We start from the raw sequence: 21,136 nt of genomic DNA, 5'->3' as shown, positions 1-21,136 counted from the left end.
CGATCGCCTTGTCGGCTGACGGTTCCTGGTGGTTAATTTGCTAGAATGAGGACGGCATTTGCCCTTGGGCATTGTTTCTACTCTCGGCGCCTCAAGCACTATGGGATATCTAGTTTCGTTTGTTTTGTTGGTAGTCTACGTCGGTGGAGTCTGGCGTTTTCTTTCTGGCTATCGCCACACTAACTTTAACCGTAGCTTGGCAACCCGCATCTCCCTGGCTTTGCTTTGGCCTGGTTTACTCCTGGTCAATCCTTCCTACCGCAAAAATTTTCAAAAAGCCCTCAAGGGTCGCTAAAAAATTTTGCACAGGTGATCAGGTGATTAAAGTCTGGATCTACCGCCTAAATCCCTTCACTAAAGCTCCGGCAAGACTTACCAAATCTAACCGCGGCCTTGGGCAAGTGGGAGGCATTGAAATTAAATAGGTAGGTTTTTAGCCTACTTCTAGAGTTAGTTCCACACCCCGATTAGTGTCCAATGAGGGAAAATAACCTACTTTCCATTCCCCCAGCATTGCCATGCCCGTTTATTTTTATTGGGGCGAAGACCAATTTACCCTGCACCAAGCGGTTAAACAACTGCAAAAACGTTGTTTAGACCCCCAATGGGAAGCGTTTAATTTTGAGAAAATTCCCGGGGAACAGGCTGATGCCACCCAAAGAGGACTAGAACAAGCCCTGACTCCTCCCTTCGGCCATGGCGATCGCCTAGTGTGGGTGGTGGATTCCACCTTGGGACAGAGTTGTGAAGATGCTCTACTGGCTAGGCTGCAAAAAAGTTTGCCCGCCATCCCCGCCGACTGCCATCTGCTGTTCACTTCCGGCAAGAAGCTCGATCGCCGCCTGAAATCGACTAAATATTTGGAAGGTAATGCCACTATCCGGGAATTTGCCCTCATTTCCCCCTGGAATGTGGACGCTCTCATCCATCAAATCCAGGCGATCGCCCGGGATCTGCAACTGCCCTTGGCGGCGGAAACGGAAGGTTTTTTGGCGGAAGCGTTGGGTAATGACACTAGGTTGATTTGGAATGAGTTGGGCAAACTCAAACTCTATAGCGAGAGCCAACCTGGCCCTTTAACGGTGTCCCAGGTGGAACAGTTGGTCAATACCAGCACCCAAAATAGTTTGCAATTGGCCCAGGCGATCCGGGATGGGGAAACGGCCCAGGCATTACAATTGGTGGCGGATTTATTGCTCACCCATAACGAACCGGCTTTAAAGATTTTGGCTACCCTCACCGGCCAGTTCCGCACTTGGACATTAATCAAGCTCGCTTTGGAAGCAGGGGAAAAAGATGATAAGGCGATCGCCGCCCAGGCCGATCTCAGCAATCCTAAACGTTTGTATTTTTTACGCAAGGAACTGCGGGGTATTACCGGCGGACAATTACTCAAAACCCTGCCCCTGTTGCTGGAATTGGAGTATCAACTAAAGCGGGGGGCGGACCCCTGTTCGAGCTTACAAACTAAGGTGATGGAACTATCATCATTGTTCCAGCCCATACACCGTCGCCGTTGATCTCCGTCGGTCGACAAATGGCCCTATGCTGAGAAATTGTCATTTCTTAAACCTTGCCCAATGAAGTCGTCGGCCCATACTCCTTTGCCTCCCTGGTTAACCATTGTCGGTCGGGTTCCTTTCTTTGTCTGCTTGGCGATCGTCGGATTGTTGATTGCCCTGGGCCACAATTTTAGGGAAGTGAACGATCTAAAGGAAATTGCCTTTGACATTGCCTTTTTGGATTTTTTGCATAAGGTAATTCCCGAAGCCATGGCCCCTTTTTGGATCAAGGTTTACAAAGGTACGGGGGTGGAACTAACCGCCACCATGATTGCCATCACCCTAGGTTTTTTAGTTTGGAAACGCTACTGGTCGGAGATTAAATATCTAGTCTTTGCCACCCTGGGCATCCTTTTGCTCATTGACCAAGTGTTGAAGCCCTTTTTTAACCGGACTCGCCCTTTACCCCGTTTAGTGGATGTGGATGGACGCAGTTTCCCCAGTGGCCATGCGGCGGGGGGGGTGGTGTTTTATTTCTACCTGGCCTTTTTGTTGGTAGCCCACTTTCCCCAATACCGTTGGCACATTTATCTTGGTGCAACCCTTTGGGTAGGTTTCATTGGCATTGCCAGTATGTATTGTCGGGTTCATTGGGCAACGGATATCATCGCTGGTTACGGAGTAGGCTTTATCTGGTTAACCCTCAGTCTGTTTTTGCTCAAGCGAGAAAAGCCCGATGTTTATTTACAATCTCGTCAAAACTAAAATGCTCCATCGGTTTTATCGAAATGTTGCGGCAAGTTGTCAGGAAAACTAAGTTTAAACTGGGCTAAATTTCTGGAGCTACTAGTGTTGCACAACGGTAATGGTTGGGAGCGCATTTTCCGTGGGAAGAACTCGGGTTAACTATCCCAACCTCCCCAACCTCTTTAGACATGGGCCAGTGTTCTGCGAGCAGGCGAAGCTTTCAAGATAGCCATGACTTGGAAAGGATATTGATAAAACCCCCTGTCCCCCAGTCTGACTGGAACTTTAATGCGGAAATTGAAGCAATAGATCAAAACTTTACAAACAAACTCTCCCAATGACAGCTTTGAATCTGGTACTCTGGTAGTGAGTGTACTATTTTACCCAGGCGATCGAACGCTAATTTCCCAATTGCTTCCTGCTCGTTAACGTTGGCGCTACCCAGTATTTTTTCCCAGTCCTATGGCCAGCTCCAAACCCCCAGCTCGTATTGTTTACCAAGAATTTGGCCCGGTGGCAGATCCCATCTCGGACGAGGAAATTGATCTTCCTCCCCAACAACAAAATGTCCGGATCCAAGCAACTCGCTCTGGCCGAAAAGGAAAAACAGTGACAGTAGTGAATGGTTTGCAATTGTCCACCCCGGGGCGACAAGCCCTACTCAAGGCTCTGAAAAATTTTTGTGGTAGTGGGGGCACCTTGAAGGAAGATTGTTTGGAAATCCAGGGCGATCAACGGGAGAAAATTCTCGCTTATTTGTTAAAGCAGGGCTACAAAGCTAAAATTAGTGGTGGTTAGATTATCAAAGCTCAATTACGCCTAATTAAGTCTTTTTTCTTTCATTCAGAGTCTATTTTGTCCGATTCTGAAATGCGCTCTTCCCCCATCCGCCATGGTCAGTAACAAAAAGCCCATCGGTATTATTCTCCAGGAAGCAAAACTAATTACCTCTGGGCAATTGGAGGTGGCTTTGTATGAACAAAAGCAGTTTGAGATGTTGCTGGGGGAAATTCTTTCTCACCATGGCTGGATTTCCCAGGAAACGGCGGATTTTTTCGTTGATCTCTGGCCTGCAATGGTGGGGCAACCGGTGCAGGGCCCCATTGGTTACTACCTGAAAATGGCCCATTTGCTGGATGAAGACCAGATTGAGCGTATTTTGCGCGAACAACAACGGTTGGGGGTACGCTTCGGTTCGGTGGCGGTGCTCAAGGGTTGGTTAAAGGAAGAAACAATTAACTTTTTTGTGAAAAATATTGCCGGTACGACTGAGGAAGATGTTTCTCCAGCGGCCTTGGTTCTACCGGTTCCTCAATTACAAATTCCTCCAGCCTCTCAATTAAAAATTCCTCGACGGCGATCGCCTGAGTTGATGGAGGCCCAAGCCAAGGAAACCTATCACCAGGAACGTTTACCGACCGGACAAGGGGAAAATATACTCCCCATAATCCCAGTCCCATCGAGGAAAACCACTGATTCTCCCCGGCAGGCGGCGGAAACCCTGATCTTGTTTGATGACCACCACCAAAGTCAGGGCAAAGAAGATGGGGAGAGCGACTAGACCATCTATGACGTTTTGATCCCTCCTAATCCACCCTCAACTCCTGTTGTAAAACCTGATAAATTCTCACCATTCCCAGGGTGTCGAGGCCACAATACTCCCGCAGTTGCTGGGCCATTTCCGCCCTTCTGTCGGGGGCAGAACATTCCAGGAGGGCCTCCCATACCAGAGGAGCTTCATTGCCAGACTTGATGGCCAAGTTGTCGTGGCAAAGCTGGGGCACCATGACCGGCAGAACTTTTTTGAGGGAATAGGAACCCTGGAAATCTGGATGGAAATAAGCTTTTTTAAAAACCACCTGTAAATCCCACAGGCGATCGATAATCTGATTAATTTTGGCCCCATAGTTGGGGTAGGCCGCCGCCAATTGTTGTAATACGCCCTTTTCAAAGGATTGGTTATAAACCACCACTGAACCCCGATCGCCAATGTGATGTATCAGGGAAATCAGCAGGGGGAGGCGGGGATCGGAATTTTCCGTATGCAAATATTCAAAGTGCTCCAGGGAACCGTCCACATTGAGACGGTGACAGCTGTACTGAAAAATGCAACGTTCGTAGGGATGCAGACCGGCAAAACGGGGAATGGCACTGCTGTGGGTTTCCACATCAAAAAAATACAACGGTTGATCAAGGGGGATCTGGCCCAACAATCGCCTTAGTAAATCGTGGTCTATTTGGGGTTTTGCTTCCGTCATCCGGTCAATAAATGCTCTTTGCCTTTGGGTCAAAGGAAAGTCCGCCGGAATGTCCTCCAAGTCCCAGATATTAGACGCCATCAACCTTTGCAATTTATCTTGCTTCAACAGGGGGATGTCGAAAATTGAAATCGGGGGCACATTCTGCCAACAATGATCTTTAAACGGACAACGGTAAGGGCGGTCACAATGGCTGCCAATGGGGACCTGGGGAGCGGTCGGTTCCGTCAACAATTTGCGGAATTCTGCCAATTTTTGGGGCAACTGCTGGCGCCAACGTACCACCGCCGCCGTCACATCTTGATAGCAAAACCGTTCCTGCACTACACTCCAATTACGCGCCATGGGATTCACCACCATGAGGCTAGTTTTCTCCACCGTTAACCCCAACCCCTCCAACACGTAATGTTGCAAGGTTAAATCGGCGATGTGTTCGTCCTTGAGCTTAGTGGCGGATTTTACCTCAATAATTTCCCAGTTGCCCGACGGTAAGCGTCGCAACACATCACAGCGCACCAAAATATCGTCATACAAAAAAGCGGGCTCAAATAAACACTCCACCCCTTGCCCTGCCACCACTACTGTCAATTCCCAACTTTTTTCTAGGCAGTACTTCAGACTTCCATCCACCAATATGCCATTTTTAAAAGATTCCCGCGCCGCCACCCCAATCGCCTTACCTTGTTTAATTCTTTGTTCGGCGGCCAAGGACATGGGGGAAGCATCTTCTGGACGGCAGATAGACAACCACAGACGTTTCGGACAGTGCAACCCTGCCAAAAAGTAGGTCTTGCTGATGGGAAAAGACATGGTGGCCGACTCCATAGAAACCCAACCTTAAAACGGAGGTTCTGAGCAGAGAGAAAAATGGACGGGGTTCACTCTACCGATGTTATGCTTAAACCATTCCCCAGTGAGCTTTGGAAGAAAATAATTTCCAGTCTCAACCTAATGTAACCTAGCCTGGGCTCTGTGATTTTTTTGGCCTGCCTTTAAAAAGAAGAATTGGGAGAGTTCTGGTTGAGGAACTTTTTACTTGGGGGACGGGACGAGGAGTAAAAGCCAATTATGTAAAGTTTTGTTATTGTGGGAAAAGGGTGGGATGTATTTATATCCAGCACCAGCCCGTTGTCAGGATGGCATTTATTCATGGTTAACGACCTTATTTCTCCGCAGTCTCAACAGATGGAGCGCCAACTTACAACTGTTTGGCAGTCCTTGACCCCCACCAGTTGTCCACGGTTTTATAACTTTCATCTCCACACCCGATGTTCCGACGGTCAGATGACCCCAGAGGGCTTGATCGAACAGGCCATACACCAAGAATTACGGGGCTTGGCCATCACAGACCACCATTGTGTGGCGGGCTATTACCGGGCCCAACGCTGGCTCACTGAACATTGCCATTATCCAGGCCCCAGACCCCAACTTTGGACTGGCATTGAGATTACCGCCAATTTAGACGGCACCGAAGTCCACATCCTTGGCTACGATTTCGACCCGACCCAACCGGTGTTAGACCCCTACCTGACTGGCGATCGCCCGGATAAATATTATGCCCAAGGGTCTAAGGTAATCAAGGCTATCCATGATGCCGGCGGTTTAGCGGTGTTGGCCCATCCGGCCCGGTACCGTCAACCCGCCAGTCAACTGATCCCAGCGGCGGCCCGCCATGGCATTGACGGAGTGGAAGCTTTTTATGCCTACGGCAACCCCAAACCTTGGCAGAGTTCTGTCCCCCAAATGGAAGAAGTCAGTTACCTGGGGGATTTGTATAACCTGTTCCGCACCTGTGGCACCGATAGCCATGGGGAAAGCATTATGTACCGTCTGTAACATCATTCCATCCCCCACGGGGACACCTAAAGCGTGGGATACCCCCATTAACCCCAAAGTAGACTTGGGGACGGGCTAACTTTCAAAGGTTATTGGGGAATTGGAAGAGTATTTGTCATGCAACCACAATGGTGAAAGTTGTGATGGTTTGATTTAAAAATATCAATGTTTGTTAACTTTCCCCCGCCCTGGCCCCTGGGATACACTGAACAGAGAGTTTTCCATTACCAGTCCTAGGAGTACGGCATGGTCACTACCCCCCTAGCTACCCAAAAACGGCTTTCCACCCAAACCGAGGCGATCGCCAAAAATGTTATTGCTATCCGTTCCTTGGACTGGGACCGGGACCGATTCGATATTGAATTTGGCCTGCAAAACGGCACCACCTACAATTCCTATCTCATCCAAGCTGATCGGGTTGCCCTGGTGGATAGCTCCCACGAGAAGTTCCGCCGCTTATACCTGGATTTGCTACAGGGATTAATTGATCCCAAGGAAATTGATTATTTAATTGTCAGCCACACGGAGCCAGACCACAGCGGACTAGTAAAAGATATTCTGCAACTCAATCCCCAAATTACCGTGGTAGCCACCAAAGTGGCTCTGCAATTTCTGGATAACTTTGTCCATCAACCCTTTGAACGTATCCAAGTTAAAAGTGGCGATCGCCTGGATTTGGGCCAGGGCCATAATTTGGAATTTGTCAGCGCCCCCAATCTCCACTGGCCGGACACCATGCTCACCTATGATCCCGCCACGGAAATTCTCTTCACCTGCGACGTGTTTGGCATGCACTACTGCTCCGATGCGGTTTTCGACACTGATTTGGGCAAAATTGAGCCGGATTACCAGTTTTACTACGACTGTTTGATGGGCCCCAACGCCCGTTCTGTGCTGGCAGCCATGAAGCGCATGGATAACCTGGGCACCATTAGCACCGTTGCCAACGGCCACGGCCCCCTACTGCGTTATAACGTCGCTGAATTATTACATCGCTACCACCATTGGAGTGAATCCCAAAGCAAAGCGGAAAAAACCGTGGTGGTTTTCTATGTGGCCGATTACGGCTACGGCGATCGCCTTTCCCAGGCCATTGCCAAGGGCATTACCAAAACTGGAGTGGGGGTGGATATGGTGGACCTTAGCACCGCCGATCCCCAGGAAATTCAAGAATTGGTCGGCCATGCCAGTGGGGTAGTGCTGGGAATGCCCCCCTTGCAAGCCAGTGGTGACCTCAGCACCAATTTCGGCGCGGTGTTGGCCGCCATGCAACCGAAGCAGGTTTTTGGCCTATACGAATCCTATGGTGGAGATGATGAACCCATTGATCCCCTCCGCACCAAATTTTTAGACCTGGGTTTGCGGGAAGCTTTCACTGTGATCAAAGTCAAAGACACCCCCAGGGAAAGCACCTATCAACTGTGTGATGAGTCCGGTACGGATTTGGGCCAAAATTTGATCCAGGCGGCCAAAATTAAACAACTCAAATCCCTCGACAGCGACCTGGAAAAGGCGATCGGCCGCATCAGCGGCGGGCTTTATATCATCACCGCCCAAAAAGGGGAAGTCAAAGGGGCCATGCTGGCGTCCTGGGTTTCCCAAGCCAGCTTTAGTCCCCCTGGTTTCACCGTCGCTGTGGCCAAGGACCGGGCTATTGAATCCCTCATGCAGGTTGGCGATCGCTTTGTGTTGAATATTTTGGAAGAAGGTAATTATCAATCCTTGATGAAACACTTCCTCAAGCGCTTTCCCCCTGGGGCAGATCGTTTTGCTGGTGTCAAAACCCAAACCGCCGCCAATGGCTCTCCGATTTTGACCGATGCCTTGGCCTACCTGGAATGTGAAGTGGCCAGTCGCATGGAATGTAGTGACCATTGGATTGTTTACAGCCAAGTGACCAATGGTCGAGTGGCCAAAGCGGAAGGGTTAACCGCCGTACACCACCGCAAAGTGGGTAACTACTACTAATCGATTGCAATTAAACTACAACGCTATCAAGAAAAGTCCCCCCAGGCCATCTCCGACTTGAGGGGAGTTTCTTTAAGAAATTATGGCGTTGTCCACTGGAAAAACATGGGGCACTTTAGCTCAGTCCCCAGATTAACCCTGTGGTAGATCTAATTTCTCAGACCATATTTAAAATCCATATTGCCTTCATAGCCAGTGAGCTCTGCCAGTTCCCGGAGGGTTTTGACCCCGGGGTTGAGTTCTCCATCAATGCCCCAAGTGGGGAAGGATTGAATGCTCGCATCCACACAGACTTGGGTCTGGGGATTTTTGCCGGCCGGGTCGCACTCAATGTAGGTGATTTTTTCAAATGCTTCTTTCCCAAAAAGCAGTTTTTGGTCGTAGCAATGGGGACACCAGAAGGCTCCATAGTTAAGCACCCCTTGGGCGGTGAGGTATTCCGCCAATTCAATTTCCGCTGGGCCCGATTGGGTGGAAATGGGCCAACCACTGGGGGGTTTGGGTTGACCAACAATGGCGGGAATGGGAATGGTGCCATCGGCTCCGGCCCTGGGTCCTTCAGCGGTGGCATAAAGCCCCAAGGTGCCGACAATGGTTACCATGGCCACCACAATGGTGGTAAAAAATACTTGACTCACTTCTTCCCACTCCCGACCAACGATCGCCAAAATGAACAACAGTAAAGAACAAATAGCAGAAGTTAGGCAGTACCAGCAAGCCTCCTGGAGCCGGAAAAAGGAAATGTACATTAAGTAGCCACTGAACACTGCCATGGAAGTGCCCCCCACCAAGAGGAATTTGCCGGTGAGGTCTTCTAAGGAGTTGCGCTGTTTTTTGTTGCTCTCCTCGCTCACTAAAAAAGGCACCAGGGCCGCGATGGCCATGGCAATGTAGGCCCCCAGGCCAAAAACGCTCAGGGGAATGCCAAACACTTTGGCGTAGACACTCTGCAACACTAGGTCGCAACTGGAACTACCACTTTCCGGGTCAACGGGGCAAAGGGCTTCTCCTCCGCTGAAGGAAACATAGGCCAGGTAGGAGGTGATCAAGATCCCCAGCACGGCGATCGCCCCCATAATGAAACGGGAATAGCGATGAATCCAAGGAACCGAACGACGACGAACCATAAATTAAAAGGGCAATTGATTTACAACCAGGTTAGCAAAAACCCGTCACGGCATAAGCTGGCTACCCCAGTCCCCCGGTGGGGCATGGTTACAAACAATAAACGCCATGGCTTCCCTGGCCACTTTTACCCATTCTAGGGGCAACCCCCGGTTCGAGTTCATCGGCAGCTAATTTCCATTAAGGGCAAAATCTGTGGGTAAGCAACCATCTCGAAGACGTCAAGTGAAAATTTCCAAGCGGCTACTTTTGGTGGCCCTGACCCTGGCTTTTAGTTTGGCCAGTGTGGGTATTATGGAGGATTTTCAGGGGAATTTTTGGTTAAAAACCTATCTGCTGCTGGGGGCGTTATTGTGGGGAAATTTGCTTATTTACTTAAGTTTGTACCCCCGTTGGGGGCAACGGTTACTGGGTAGCAAAAAGCAAAACCGTGCCCCGTACCCAGAGGAAAAACCCAGCCATGGGCCGAAAAACTAAACCATACTGGAGAAGACCAGCCGCTTTGGTCAATGCCCTAACCATCAGGAGACAGCATGATTGAACCCCTTGGCTTTACCCGCAACTCCCTAGTCACTTCCCTGGGAACCATTGTTTATTATGAAGCAACGGAGGCACCCTGGGTGAAAGCGGGGGAGTCCTTTGGCGATCGCCAAACATTGGTTTTTCTCCATGGCTTTGGGGGTGGTTCTTCCGCCTACGAATGGTCCAAGGTTTATCCGGCCTTCGCCGCTGACTACCGAGTGCTAGCTCCGGATTTGCTGGGTTGGGGTCGCTCCGACCATCCGGTGAAAAACTATACTCCCCAGGATTACATCCAAGTCATTCAAGAATTTTTGCAACAAACCTGTGCCCAGCCCCCGGTGGTGATTGCTTCTTCCTTGGTGGCGGCGATCGCCGTGCGGACAGCGGTGCAATATCCGGAGTTATTTGCCAGTTTAATTCTGGCTACCCCCACAGGGCTATCGGACTTTGGCGAAGATTATCGCAGTAACTTTTTTGCCCAACTGGTCAGTGTCCCCGTACTTGATCGCTTTATCTACACCACCGGCATTGCCAACACTGCGGGCATTGTTAATTTTTTAGAGCAACGACAATTTGCCCAGGCCCGGCGCATTTACCCAGAAATTATCGATGCCTATTTGGAATCGGCCACCCAACCGCGGGCAGAATATGCGGCCCTGTCCTTTGTGCGGGGAGATTTGTGCTTTGACCTGGCCCAATTTATGCCGGATTTAACCATTGCCACAGCCATTCTTTGGGGAGAATACGCCCAATTTACCCCCCCGGCGATCGGGCGTCGTTTGGCGGCTTTGAACCCCAATGCCGTTAAAGCTTTTGTCGAAATTAAAGACGTGGGTTTAACGCCCCATTTAGAATTACCTGGGGTAACAATTGGGGTGCTCCGTGGGTTTTTGGCCCTGCTCCAATAGTGTGTCAAGATAAATACACCGACGGCAAAATTGGCGTTTGTGCCGACCATCTAATTCCCTTGAGAATCTATGACCAGCAGTGACACCCAGAACAACAAAACACTGGCCGCAATGAAAAATTTTGCGGAGCAGTACGCTAAACGTACGGATACCTATTTCTGTAGTGATCTTTCCGTCACCGCCGTTGTTATCGAGGGTTTAGCTCGCCATAAGGAAGAATTGGGTTCTCCCCTCTGCCCCTGTCGCCACTACGAAGACAAGGAAGCGGAAGTGAAAAATACCTTTTGGAATTGCCCCTGTGTGCCCATGCGGGAACGCAAAGAATGTCACTGCATGCTGTTCTTAACCCCGGACAATGACTTTGCTGGGGATGCCCAGGATATTCCCATGGAAACTTTGGAGGAAGTCAAGGCCAGCATGGCCTAGATTATTGGGATCTATACTTATGAACTTACTTAGCCAGTTATTTGCGCCCCCCTCCCCAGTACCGTCCCCCACTCCCAAGGCCAAGAAAACTTCCCGCCGAGGCGTACAGATTAAAACTCCCGCCGAGATTGCCATAATGCGCCAAGCCGGGGCGATCGCCGCCCAGGTGTTGAAGGAGATTGCCACAACGGTGCAACCGGGCATGACCACCGCGGATTTAGACCAGTTGGCAGAGGAGCGGATTCGGTCCCTGGGGGCTACTCCTAGTTTTAAGGGTTATCACGGCTTTCCCGCCTCCATTTGTGCCTGTGTGAACAATGAAGTGGTCCATGGCATTCCCCGCCGCCGTAAAAAAATTCGTGCCGGTGATTTGCTGAAGGTGGACACCGGTGCCTATTTCCAGGGCTACCACGGCGATTCCTGCATTACCATTGCGGTGGGCAAAGTTTCCCCCCAGGCCCAGCGCTTAATGGAAGTGGCGGAAGGGGCCCTATATGCAGGCATTGAACAGGTAAAACCTGGGAATTATTTGATGGACATTGCCGGGGCGATTGAGGATTATGTCAAGCCCACTGGTTACAGCATTGTGGAGGAATTTACCGGCCATGGGGTGGGGCAGGCCCTCCACGAAGACCCCCATGTATTTAACGTCCGTTGCCGGGATTTACCCAACGTCAAACTTAAACCGGGCATGACCCTGGCGATCGAGCCGATTATTAATGCCGGTTCCCGTTTTACCCGCACCCTCGGCGATCGATGGACGGTGGTGACGGTGGACAATGGTCTTTCGGCCCAGTTTGAACACACGGTATTGGTAACAGCCACGGGCTATGAATTGTTAACCGATCGCCGTTTGGTCTAGGTTGCCAACTCTGTTATAATGATTGGCCGGAACATGGCGGCATAGCCAAGTGGTAAGGCAGAGGTCTGCAAAATCTTTACCCCCAGTTCGAATCTGGGTGCCGCCTTTAATTTTTTGATTGTTTGACCGACAAATTGTATAAAGTCCCAAGATTTGAGTGAATTGGCGATAAGTTTTAGGTTGGTAAACAATTCTCCCGAGACCAGCCCTCAAGTTGGTAGCCGATTACCTTACCTTGGAGGGGAGTCGGCCTTTTAGCTTAAAGGGCCACAGCCCTGCCAATGATTTACCGTTAACCTACGGGCAGAACCAATTCCCTTGAGCCTTATGGAAGGATCATTTTCCCTTACCCTCCAGATTATCCTCACTGTCCTGTTTGGCATTGGGGCCCAAGTGCTGGCGGGATTCCTCAAGCTGCCGAGCATTGTCTTTTTGCTCATTTTTGGAGTCAGCCTGGGTAACAGTGGTCTGCATTGGATTCAACCGGCCAACTTCGGTGACGGTTTGGAGGTGATTGTCTCCCTTTCAGTGGCGATTATTTTATTTGAAGGGGGATTAAATCTAGGTCTGCGGGAATTAGGGCAGGTTTCCGGTAGTCTGCGTAATTTGGTTACCATCGGTACCCTCATTACCCTGATCGGGGGCGGTTTAGCGGCCCATTGGTTGGCAGAATTTCCCTGGTATCTAGCCTTTTTATACGGTTCCTTAGTGGTGGTAACCGGGCCAACGGTGGTGGGCCCCCTGATCAAGCAGGTGCAAGTGCAGAGATCCGTGGCTACCCTGCTGGAAGGGGAAGGGGTACTCATTGATCCAGTGGGAGCCATCCTGGCGGTGGTGGTACTGGAAACTATTTTTAACACCAACGTCAGCGTCGAAACCGACATTATCGAAATTGCCATGGGCCTGATATTGCGCCTTGGGGTCGGCCTGGCGATCGGGGTGGGGGGAGGTTGGTTATTGAGTAATTTCCTCAAACGGGCCACCTTTCTCTCGGAAGATGTCAGTAACTTGGTGGTACTAGCGGGAGTTTGGGGGGTATTTGGTGCGGCCCAGGCTTCCCTCAGTGAATCGGGCTTAATGGCCACCGTTGCCATGGGCATTTATCTCAACTCTTCTGCTCTGCCGGATAACCGACTTTTGCGACGATTTAAAGGTAAATTAACCCTGCTCTGTGTGTCAGTGCTATTTATTTTACTGGCGGCGGAATTGTCCCTGAGTAGTTTTGGGGCTTTGGGCTGGGGCAGTGTGATCACCGTGGCGGTGTTGATGTTGGTAATTCGTCCCTTTAGCGTTGCCATTTGTACTTGGACGAGCACTTTCAACTGGCGACAAAAACTTTTTGTAGCTTGGATTGCCCCCAGGGGTATTGTTTCTGCTTCCGTTGCTTCCCTCTTTTCCCTCCTGTTAACCGAACGGGGCATTAACGGTGGCGATGCAATCAAATCAATTGTGTTTCTCACCATTATGATGACGGTGTTTATCCAGGGGTTAACGGCCAAGCCTTTGGCTAAACTGCTGCGCATCACCGACACCCATACCACCGGCGCAGTAATTATCGGTTGCACACCCTTGGGGCGATTGGTGGCCCGTTTATTTGAAGCCCAAGGGGAATCGGTGGTCTTGATTGATAGTGACCCGGAAGCCTGTGCCACGGCGATCGCCGAAGGCTTAACGGCCATTCAAACCAGTGCGTTGGACTCCCATGCCTTGGAAAAAGCGGGTATCGAGGAAATGGGGGCATTTATGGCCCTGACCAATAACGGGGAAGTGAATTTAGTGCTGGCCCAAAACACCATCAACGAGTTTAATCCCCCCCGGGTGTGTGTGATTGCCCCGGATAATTTACCGGAAAATAATCCCCTACTGAAAAATAAAGGGGTAAGAATTTTCATGGAGCAAAAAACTTTCAAAACCTGGAATCAGTACCTCAAAGACGGGCAAATTAAACTGGGTAAGACCCTCTTTAAGGAGGCCGGCTTAGCTCTACAACAGGCCCACACCCAGGCCCTAATCCGCTCTGGAGAATTGCTACCTTTAATGCTAAAACGGCAAGGTAATTTGCAACTAGCTAAGACCACTGAAAATGCCCAAATTGGGGACGAAGTTTTTTATCTGCTCCACGATCCCCGCTCCCAACTGCTCAAACAACTTTCCGGGAGTCGATCGCCGGATGTGTTGACCCCAGAACCCCTAGCAGAAGTGGAAGAAGTGCCCATCTACTAAAGACAAAACCGAAGTTGAACAACGCGAAGCTACCCTAAAAGAAAAGCCCCCTGGATTAACCAATGGGGGACATTTTTTTGTAATCAATCCTCAACAGTTGACTGAAACAGTTTCCTGAGAAGCTCTAGGAACCAGGGGTAACTTTATCAATTACCTCTAGGGTGCCATCCCCCTTCACCGTCCAGACATCGTAACTACCGACCACGTCGCCGTTTTCGTCGATGTCCACATTGCCGCTGGCCCCCTGGTAGTTAATTTCCTTGCCTTCCCGCACCATGGCGATCGCCTCACAGGCATCGGTGACCTCTTCCCCGGGGCCGTTGGACACTTCCCTGATCTTACTCTGGATCCCTGCCCCCGTATTGGATTTAGCGGCTTCCGCAGCCAGCATCATCAGAATAGTGGCATCGTAGGTGTGGGGTACGAAGGCCGTTACATCTTTCCCACCGGTGGCATCCTTCCATTGGGCAGTGAAGGCATCCAGAGCTTTACCATCGGCACCGGGCACTGTGCCCAAGGCTCCAGATAAAAGGGAAACGCCATTGGCATCCTTGCCAACTTTTTCCACAAAATCGGGGGAATAAACCCCATCGGTTAATAGTAGGGTCACTCCATCCATCAAGCCCTGACGGTAGGCGGATTGCACCAACACACTGCCGGTGTCAGCATAAAGCACAGCGGCCACCGCATCGGGACTGTTGGCAAAGGCTTGGCCTGCTTCTGTATCTAAAGTTGCCGCTTTGGGGTCATAGCGCACGGGTCTATCTTTATTGGTCACTGTGCCACCATCGGCGGCAAAAGACTCCACAAATACCCGCTCAAATCCCACACCGTAGTCATTATTGATAACAACGGTGGCCACATCGGCAAAACCTTGCTTTTTGGCTAGGGCGGCTAGGGCCTGGGCTTGGTAGGTATCGGGGGGAGCAGTGCGGGCCCAAAAACCCTTAAATTCCCCCTTCTTAGCCTGGTCAGTAAAAACAGGACTAGTGCTACCTGGAGAAATCATCATAATGTTATTTCTCACCGCAATGGGCACGGCCGCACTGGAAACACTGCTGGCAAAGGAACCCACCACCCCGGCCACTTGGTCTGCTTCGGCCAATTTAGTCATGGCGGAAACCCCTGCGGTGGGATCGGTTTGGTCATCTTCGATAATGACTGTTACGTCCTGGCCATTGACACCGCCACAGGCGTTGATGGTATCCACTGCTAACTGCACTGCCAGGGGCATATTCTGGCCAATGGAAGACAAATCCCCCGTGGCCGGTAGTAGGGCCCCCAATTTCAGCGCTCCCCCTTCTCCACCGGGACTAGGTTGGTTAGCTCCATCCCCAGGGGCCGGCTCGGGCTCAGCACAGGCAAACATTAATCCGGCGGTGGTGCCAGCAAGGGCTAGATTCAAGGCGATCGCCGTTAACCGACGATGGGACTGGGGCCAAAGTAGACGCATCCTGAAAAAATCTCCCACAAGGTTATTAATGGGTTAAATATAGTTAGCCATGGTCTCTTCGGCAACCTAGTCTGGAAACTCCATCAATGCACTGATAGGGGGGGATGGGCAACTAAGATTAGCCTCTGTCCTTTCCTTTACCCCCCATCCGACGGAACCAGCAGTTTCTTGCCAATTCCCTAGTCCTAAACCCCAGGTCTTACTGGGGCTGTTGGGCAGAAAGGGAACGAATAAATTGAACTGCTTCCTGGGTGGGCACAATGCGGATTTGTTTGAGCATTTCATCATTACTACTTTGTAGAGTAGAAATAACGTTCTCCATGGCAATGACATCGATGACAATGCTGTTGGCCATGGCCGGTTGCTCTTGCTTAAACCGTTCCACCATCTGCTGAATCTGACTAGCTTCGAGGAAGAAAGGAATAATTTGCTCGTCTTCCTGTTGGATAGTGAGATAACCCTGGTCTTCTCCCCCTCTGGCTACGAATAGAGGGACTCCCCCTTGGTATTCAGAATTAGGCATTTTCTGAGCTGCCTGTACCTGGGCTGGGATGGGCACATAGGCAAATCCCAAGGGTTCTGGCTGGTTGGCGTTGGCCTGGGCAATTTTCACCACTTCCCCCAGGGAAACGGGCTGGACACTGACCTGAGAACCAACGTCGGGTTTTTGTTTTTTTAGTTCCTGTAAAAAGCCGTTGGCTTCCTGTTGACTAATGAAAACTCCGGTGACTTTTTCGTTGTCATCACCCACTGCTACCAAGGGAGCTCCCTGGGCATCCACAATGGTAAAAACCGGTACCCCTTGCAGAATTTTGACCACTTCTTCGGTGGGCAAGGCCAGGGCCTGGAGGGTGGTGCCCAACCAGGTACCAACGGCGGTGGTGCCAATCAGACCAAGGGTTGCACCGATGCGGAGTAAGGATTTCATTGTTGCTGTCGCCTCAAAAAGTAATGACAATAAAAATATTGATTTAATCTTCACGAAAATCTTGTTATTTAAATGTCTGCGGGCCACGGAAAATGGCGATCGCCGAGAAGGTTTGTAGCCAAGGCATGGTCAGCCCTCCTAAACCAGAGGCTATGACAGTCTGGCCATGGGGAAGTTCCCCTCGACCTTACGGTAGCATATCGATTTTTTGAGGCGGCCAGGGGGGGAACAGTGCTGTTTTTTGACTGTCCCCAAGGCAAAAATTTCCCTACCACGACCATTGGAAGTTGGAATATGGAAATATTTTCTCTTCCTCACCCTGGGGGAATTTAGTTACTGCCGCTGAATACCACTTCGGGGAATTTGCCCTGGGCTTCGGCCATGGAGATTTGTTTGTTTTGATTTTTCAAGTCTTGCCAGAAGTTAATCACCTCAGTGGCTTGGTTGAGCACGTTAATGCGGTCCGCTTCGGCGATCCAATGTTTGGCTTCGAGTTCGTCTTTGAGTTGTTGCCAAGCATCAGCCCGGGGCCAGAAGAAGTAGGAAGTGAGAGGACTAGTGCCTTTGCCCACAATTTGATCCACGGCGATCGCCACGTTTTGATCGAGCCAGAGGACTTTGAGGATGAAACTGGTGTGTATAGTAGATGCTGCTTCAGCTGTAGTCACAAGCGAAATTCCCAAGAAATGTAATAATTTGCCAATTTATCATTGTACCCCATTGACCCCACCCGTTAGGGGGCAACGTTGCGGTTATTAAATAAACTCATGGTTTTGGCAATGCCATGGTGCAGACTATGGGCGATCGCCTCCGTGGCCAAGTCTAAGCTTTTCTCCACAATGGGCAATTCTGAGGGGGTAAATTTACCCAACACATGGGCGATGGTGTCTTTGGTGCCATCACTTTTACCAATGCCTAAACGCAGGCGAGGAAAGTCCTGGGTGCCCAAATGACTAATCAGGGATTTCATGCCGTTGTGGCCCCCGGCGGACCCTGTTTGCCTCAGGCGTAGTCGGCCCAGGGGTAAATCCATATCGTCATAGACCACCAACACCGACTGCGGCTCTAGCTTGTACCAGTCCACCACTGCCCGCACAGCCTGGCCAGAACGATTCATATAGGTGCGGGGTTTGAGCAAACAGGTTTTTTGCCCGGCCATTAGCCCCTCCCCAAACCAACCCTGGAAACGCTTATGGTCATACCAAGAACACTGCCAGGCGATCGCCAACGCATCCACTACGGCAAAACCGATGTTGTGGCGGGTTTGATCATATTTCGGCTCAGGGTTACCCAAACCCACAATTAACTTGGGAATCATTCGGCGGTTTGCAATAAGGTTTCCAGATAAACCCGCGCACAGGCCTTGTAACTAGTGGACATGGGCTTAGTGCCGTAGCCCCCCTCATTTTGCAACAGGAACAGGGAAAGGGCAGCGGAAAACACCCGGTCCAGGTCCCAATGGGGATGTTTATCTAGATAGGTGGTCAGGGACTCGTGCAGATCTTCGGGAATTTCGGCAAAAACACTAACGGAGGTATCCATGGTTCTTCTCTCTTTCAAAGGGCGGAACTGCTTTGGGGAATAACTGGGCCGGCTGAAGATTACGGCCCCACACCCAAAGTTTTTCTGCTGTGTGCCCAATAGTTTTATCGGGGAATTCCCCTGGCTGTCAATGGCGGAAAATTTTGCCCCAGGAGACATTTCTTATTTTTGCCAACGAAATTATAGGCTTTTCAGTTATTTTTGCTTAACTGAACTTAACAATAAAACAGTTTTTAACAACTCTCTCTAATTTTTTGCGGGATTCCCCAGGAGGCGATCGCCAAAAAAATCCTCCTACTATCCCTAGTGTCAAAACCAGAAAAAATTCCCCCACCCCTGGGGTGCCCACGGCCCAGTCAGGGTTAAGAAACAGCCCAAAAATCTTAACCTCCTGGGGATAAAATCCGGTAACCAGGGGAATGGCTGGGGAAAACCTGGGGAATGGTCTGGGGAGAAACTAGCCAAAAATAAGAATTACAAAATTTTAGGGTTATGTAACAATTTAGAATTAATTTCCCAGTCTCCCAACGAGGGCAAAACCATGGCCGCTAAAATGAAAAAGGGCAGTTTAGTGCGGGTTATCCGCGCCCAATTGGAAAACAGCCTTGAAGCCCAAGCCAGCGATCGCCGTTTACCCGACTACCTTTTCCATAGCAAAGGAGAAGTGTTGGATTTGAACGAAGAATACGCCCTGGTGCGATTTTATGTCCCCACTCCCAACGTCTGGCTGCGCTTAGACCAAATCGAAGCCTTGGCCTAGGTTGCTTTCCTCCACCATCAACACCCCGGAGGGTGCCATGAATAGTTTGGAGTATTCCCCGATCGCCTGTCAGTCCTTGCAGGTGACGGTGGTTGGTGCCGGTAATGTCGGCCGGACCCTGGCCCAGAGGTTAGTGCAACAGAACGTCGCTAACGTAGTTTTGTTGGACATTGTGCCAGGTTTACCCCAGGGCATTGCCTTAGATTTGATGTCCGCCCAGAGCGTGGAAGAATACGACAGTAAAATCGTTGGCACCAACGAGTACGAGGCTACCGCTGGCTCCGATGTGGTGGTGATCACCGCCGGTTTGCCCCGCAAGCCTGGTATGAGCCGGGATGATTTGTTGGGTAAAAACGCCAACATTGTGGCCCAGGCCGCCCGGGAAGCATTGCGTTATTCCCCCACCGCCATTCTGATTGTGGTCACCAATCCCCTGGACGTGATGACCTATTTGGCCTGGAAAGTAACGGGTTTGCCTCCCCAACGGGTGATCGGCATGGCCGGGGTGTTGGACTCGGCCCGGCTCAAAGCCTTCATTGCCATGAAACTAGGGGCTTGTCCCTCCGATATCAACACCCTAGTGCTCGGGGGCCATGGAGATTTGATGTTGCCCTTGCCTCGCTACTGCACCGTCAGTGGGGTTCCCATCACGGAGTTAATGCCTTCCCAAACCATTGCGGAGTTAGTGGAGCGCACCCGTAACGGTGGGGCTGAAATTGCCGCCTTGCTACAAACGGGCACCGCCTATTACGCCCCGGCTTCTTCCGCTGGGGTGATGGTGGAGTCGATTTTGCGGAATCAGTCCAGGATTCTTCCCGCCGCCACTTACCTTGATGGCATGTATGGATTGAAGGACATTTTCCTGGGGGTACCCTGTCGTTTGGGCTGTCGAGGGGTGGAAGATATTCTAGAGGTGCAATTAACCCCCGAGGAAAAAGATGCCCTCCATCTTTCCGCTGAAGCAGTTCGCCGTAATATTGATGTGGCGTTGGCTATGGTCAAGGACAGTTAATTTCTGACAGTTAGTCAAGACGGTCAATAGGTTAATTAAGTTAATTAAATTGATAGAGTTAATCACTGACTGTTAACTAAATCAATGCAGGGCGTTTTTTCACCGAGGTTAGGGCTTAATGGGGAGCATTCGTTTAATGCACGCAAAATTACATCGGGTCTGTGTGACGGAGGCCAATGTCAATTATGTGGGCAGTATCACCATTGACCCAGTGATGTTGGAGCGGGTGGGGTTGTTGCCCCTGGAGGAGGTAGATATTATCAATCTCAGCAACGGCAATCGCTTTTCCACCTATGTCCTGCCCGGCCAAGCCCATTCCAAGGAAATTTGCCCCAATGGCGGAGCCGCCTTGCTCTGTCAACCAGGCGATCGCCTAATTATTTTTGCCTACGAACTATGTGAGCGTAATCAGGTGTTGCGGACTGGGCACCAAGCCAAGGTGTTGGTGGCCAATGAAAGCAATGAAACGGTGGATTTTTATTTACAAGAACTAATTCCCCAAGAACAGGGGGTGCAATTTATCAACACCAATTGTTCGGCACCAGTACCCAAGTAAATTCGAGTGAATTTGTCGAACCAACCCCATTGATCTGGAAGAAATCGATGCTTTCCCCCCTCAGTTGCCCAAATAATGCCGGTGGGCACTGTCTGTTTAGGGAGTGAAAGCTAGAATGGTTACGCAGTATAAGGTTGAAAAAATGAACTGTGTGTATTGTGAAAATGAACGGGTGGTGAAAAATGGAAGAAAAAAGCTGAAGACGGGACAGATAGTGCAAAATTATTTGTGCAATGAATGTGGTCGTCGATTCAACGAGCGTAGCGGAACCCCCATGGCCCGATTGAGAACACCAGGGTCAAAAGTAGAGATGGCGCTCAAGGCAAGAGGGGAAGGACTCGGAATCAGAGCCACCGCCAGAGTTCTAGGGAAATATTACAACTGAGGTGGCCCCAAAAAACTGGACAGGGGAGAAAGCTCTAAACTAAAACCGAAATAGAGGAAAGTTTATGAGCCAAACAAAAAAACGATATAGCCCCCAATTCAAGGCCAAAGTAGCCTTGGAAGC

General features: G+C 50.4%; 23 protein-coding genes, 1 tRNA gene and 1 pseudogene. 18 read left to right on the top strand and 7 right to left on the bottom strand.

Annotated features, from left to right (window positions below):
- Positions 1-100 precede the first annotated feature (100 nt).
- The 5 genes from H6G45_RS15395 to H6G45_RS15375 all read left to right on the top strand — a co-directional run bounded on the left by H6G45_RS15395 (position 101) and on the right by H6G45_RS15375 (position 3,810).
- Positions 101-295 (top strand): hypothetical protein, encoded by a 195-nt coding sequence (locus tag H6G45_RS15395; protein ID WP_010873717.1) that lies wholly within the window; start codon positions 101-103, stop codon positions 293-295.
- A gap of 223 nt (positions 296-518) precedes the next feature.
- Positions 519-1,520, top strand: coding sequence for a DNA polymerase III subunit delta (holA, locus tag H6G45_RS15390; protein WP_190599285.1), 1,002 nt, complete (start codon positions 519-521; stop codon positions 1,518-1,520).
- Positions 1,521-1,580: 60 nt separating this feature from the next.
- Positions 1,581-2,267, top strand: coding sequence for a phosphatase PAP2 family protein (locus H6G45_RS15385; protein ID WP_242018195.1), 687 nt, complete (start codon positions 1,581-1,583; stop codon positions 2,265-2,267).
- A 444-nt stretch (positions 2,268-2,711) separates the two neighbouring features.
- Positions 2,712-3,047, top strand: coding sequence for a translation initiation factor (locus tag H6G45_RS15380; protein ID WP_190599284.1), 336 nt, complete (start codon positions 2,712-2,714; stop codon positions 3,045-3,047).
- Positions 3,048-3,141: 94 nt separating this feature from the next.
- Positions 3,142-3,810, top strand: a complete 669-nt coding sequence (locus H6G45_RS15375; protein ID WP_190599283.1) for a hypothetical protein — start codon at positions 3,142-3,144, stop codon at positions 3,808-3,810.
- A 25-nt stretch (positions 3,811-3,835) separates the two neighbouring features.
- Here the strand turns inward: H6G45_RS15375 and H6G45_RS15370 are convergent, their stop codons facing one another.
- Positions 3,836-5,332 (bottom strand): DUF2779 domain-containing protein, encoded by a 1,497-nt coding sequence (locus H6G45_RS15370; protein ID WP_190599282.1) that lies wholly within the window; start codon positions 5,330-5,332, stop codon positions 3,836-3,838.
- A gap of 261 nt (positions 5,333-5,593) precedes the next feature.
- Here H6G45_RS15370 and H6G45_RS15365 point away from each other — a divergent pair, with 261 nt between their 5' ends.
- A complete protein-coding gene (locus tag H6G45_RS15365) occupies positions 5,594-6,343 on the top strand; it encodes a PHP domain-containing protein (protein ID WP_190599281.1) in 750 nt (249 codons plus the stop codon).
- Positions 6,344-6,589: 246 nt separating this feature from the next.
- Positions 6,590-8,311: a diflavin flavoprotein gene (locus tag H6G45_RS15360; protein ID WP_190599280.1), complete on the top strand. Its 1,722-nt coding sequence runs from the start codon at positions 6,590-6,592 to the stop codon at positions 8,309-8,311.
- Between the two features lie 149 nt (positions 8,312-8,460).
- Here H6G45_RS15360 and H6G45_RS15355 read toward each other — a convergent pair whose 3' ends face one another.
- A complete protein-coding gene (locus H6G45_RS15355; RefSeq protein ID WP_190599279.1) occupies positions 8,461-9,438 on the bottom strand; it encodes a vitamin K epoxide reductase family protein in 978 nt (325 codons plus the stop codon).
- 223 nt (positions 9,439-9,661) lie between these two features.
- Between H6G45_RS15355 and H6G45_RS19630 the strand changes: the two genes are divergently transcribed.
- The 6 genes from H6G45_RS19630 (at position 9,662) to H6G45_RS15325 (ending at position 14,377) form a co-directional block, all read left to right on the top strand.
- Positions 9,662-9,913 carry a hypothetical protein gene (locus H6G45_RS19630; RefSeq protein ID WP_228023989.1) on the top strand — a complete coding sequence of 84 codons (252 nt, stop codon included), beginning with the start codon at positions 9,662-9,664 and terminating at the stop codon, positions 9,911-9,913.
- A gap of 56 nt (positions 9,914-9,969) precedes the next feature.
- A complete protein-coding gene (locus tag H6G45_RS15345; protein WP_190599278.1) occupies positions 9,970-10,866 on the top strand; it encodes an alpha/beta hydrolase in 897 nt (298 codons plus the stop codon).
- 69 nt (positions 10,867-10,935) lie between these two features.
- Positions 10,936-11,292, top strand: coding sequence for a ferredoxin:thioredoxin reductase (locus H6G45_RS15340; protein ID WP_010873706.1), 357 nt, complete (start codon positions 10,936-10,938; stop codon positions 11,290-11,292).
- A 19-nt stretch (positions 11,293-11,311) separates the two neighbouring features.
- Entirely contained in the window at positions 11,312-12,154 is an 843-nt protein-coding gene (gene map, locus H6G45_RS15335) for a type I methionyl aminopeptidase (RefSeq protein ID WP_190599277.1), read from the top strand.
- 35 nt (positions 12,155-12,189) lie between these two features.
- Positions 12,190-12,260 (top strand) — tRNA-Cys (locus H6G45_RS15330).
- 221 nt (positions 12,261-12,481) lie between these two features.
- Positions 12,482-14,377, top strand: coding sequence for a cation:proton antiporter (locus tag H6G45_RS15325; protein ID WP_190599276.1), 1,896 nt, complete (start codon positions 12,482-12,484; stop codon positions 14,375-14,377).
- A gap of 124 nt (positions 14,378-14,501) precedes the next feature.
- Here H6G45_RS15325 and H6G45_RS15320 read toward each other — a convergent pair whose 3' ends face one another.
- Together H6G45_RS15320 and H6G45_RS15315 are read right to left on the bottom strand one after the other, a co-directional pair.
- Complete coding sequence (locus H6G45_RS15320) at positions 14,502-15,860, bottom strand: ABC transporter substrate-binding protein (RefSeq protein ID WP_338116538.1); 1,359 nt, start codon at positions 15,858-15,860, stop codon at positions 14,502-14,504.
- Positions 15,861-16,029: 169 nt separating this feature from the next.
- Positions 16,030-16,758, bottom strand: coding sequence for a Tic22 family protein (locus H6G45_RS15315; RefSeq protein WP_242018193.1), 729 nt, complete (start codon positions 16,756-16,758; stop codon positions 16,030-16,032).
- Here H6G45_RS15315 and H6G45_RS19625 point away from each other — a divergent pair.
- Positions 16,739-16,876, top strand: a complete 138-nt coding sequence (locus H6G45_RS19625) for a hypothetical protein (protein WP_228017182.1) — start codon at positions 16,739-16,741, stop codon at positions 16,874-16,876. The two genes, H6G45_RS15315 and H6G45_RS19625, sit on opposite strands and share 20 nt — an antisense overlap.
- Positions 16,877-17,087: 211 nt before the next feature.
- Here the strand turns inward: H6G45_RS19625 and H6G45_RS15310 are convergent, their stop codons facing one another.
- From H6G45_RS15310 to H6G45_RS15300, 3 genes are all read right to left on the bottom strand, one after another.
- Complete coding sequence (locus H6G45_RS15310; RefSeq protein ID WP_190599274.1) at positions 17,088-17,426, bottom strand: 30S ribosomal protein PSRP-3; 339 nt, start codon at positions 17,424-17,426, stop codon at positions 17,088-17,090.
- A gap of 65 nt (positions 17,427-17,491) precedes the next feature.
- Positions 17,492-18,076 carry an aminoacyl-tRNA hydrolase gene (pth, locus tag H6G45_RS15305; RefSeq protein ID WP_190599273.1) on the bottom strand — a complete coding sequence of 195 codons (585 nt, stop codon included), beginning with the start codon at positions 18,074-18,076 and terminating at the stop codon, positions 17,492-17,494.
- Positions 18,073-18,300, bottom strand: coding sequence for a DUF2811 domain-containing protein (locus H6G45_RS15300; protein ID WP_190599272.1), 228 nt, complete (start codon positions 18,298-18,300; stop codon positions 18,073-18,075). Before H6G45_RS15300 ends, pth begins: the two co-directional genes overlap by 4 nt.
- Before the next feature lie 541 nt (positions 18,301-18,841).
- On the opposite strand from H6G45_RS15300, the gene H6G45_RS15295 reads away from it, so the two are divergent.
- From H6G45_RS15295 to H6G45_RS19620, 4 genes and pseudogenes are all read left to right on the top strand, one after another.
- Entirely contained in the window at positions 18,842-19,060 is a 219-nt protein-coding gene (locus H6G45_RS15295; protein WP_010873698.1) for an NAD(P)H-quinone oxidoreductase subunit O, read from the top strand.
- A 37-nt stretch (positions 19,061-19,097) separates the two neighbouring features.
- Positions 19,098-20,072, top strand: coding sequence for a malate dehydrogenase (mdh, locus tag H6G45_RS15290; RefSeq protein ID WP_190599271.1), 975 nt, complete (start codon positions 19,098-19,100; stop codon positions 20,070-20,072).
- Between the two features lie 118 nt (positions 20,073-20,190).
- Positions 20,191-20,628, top strand: coding sequence for an aspartate 1-decarboxylase (gene panD / locus H6G45_RS15285; RefSeq protein WP_190599270.1), 438 nt, complete (start codon positions 20,191-20,193; stop codon positions 20,626-20,628).
- A gap of 142 nt (positions 20,629-20,770) precedes the next feature.
- A pseudogene (locus H6G45_RS19620) lies at positions 20,771-21,001 on the top strand (IS1 family transposase); the annotation flags it as partial.
- Positions 21,002-21,136 lie beyond the last annotated feature (135 nt).

Origin of the sequence: Synechocystis sp. FACHB-383, from assembly GCF_014698605.1 — a bacterium.
Lineage (GTDB): Bacteria > Cyanobacteriota > Cyanobacteriia > Cyanobacteriales > Microcystaceae > Synechocystis > Synechocystis salina.
Note: the sequence above shows the minus strand (reverse complement) of the source record. Positions and strands in the feature narration are given on the sequence as shown.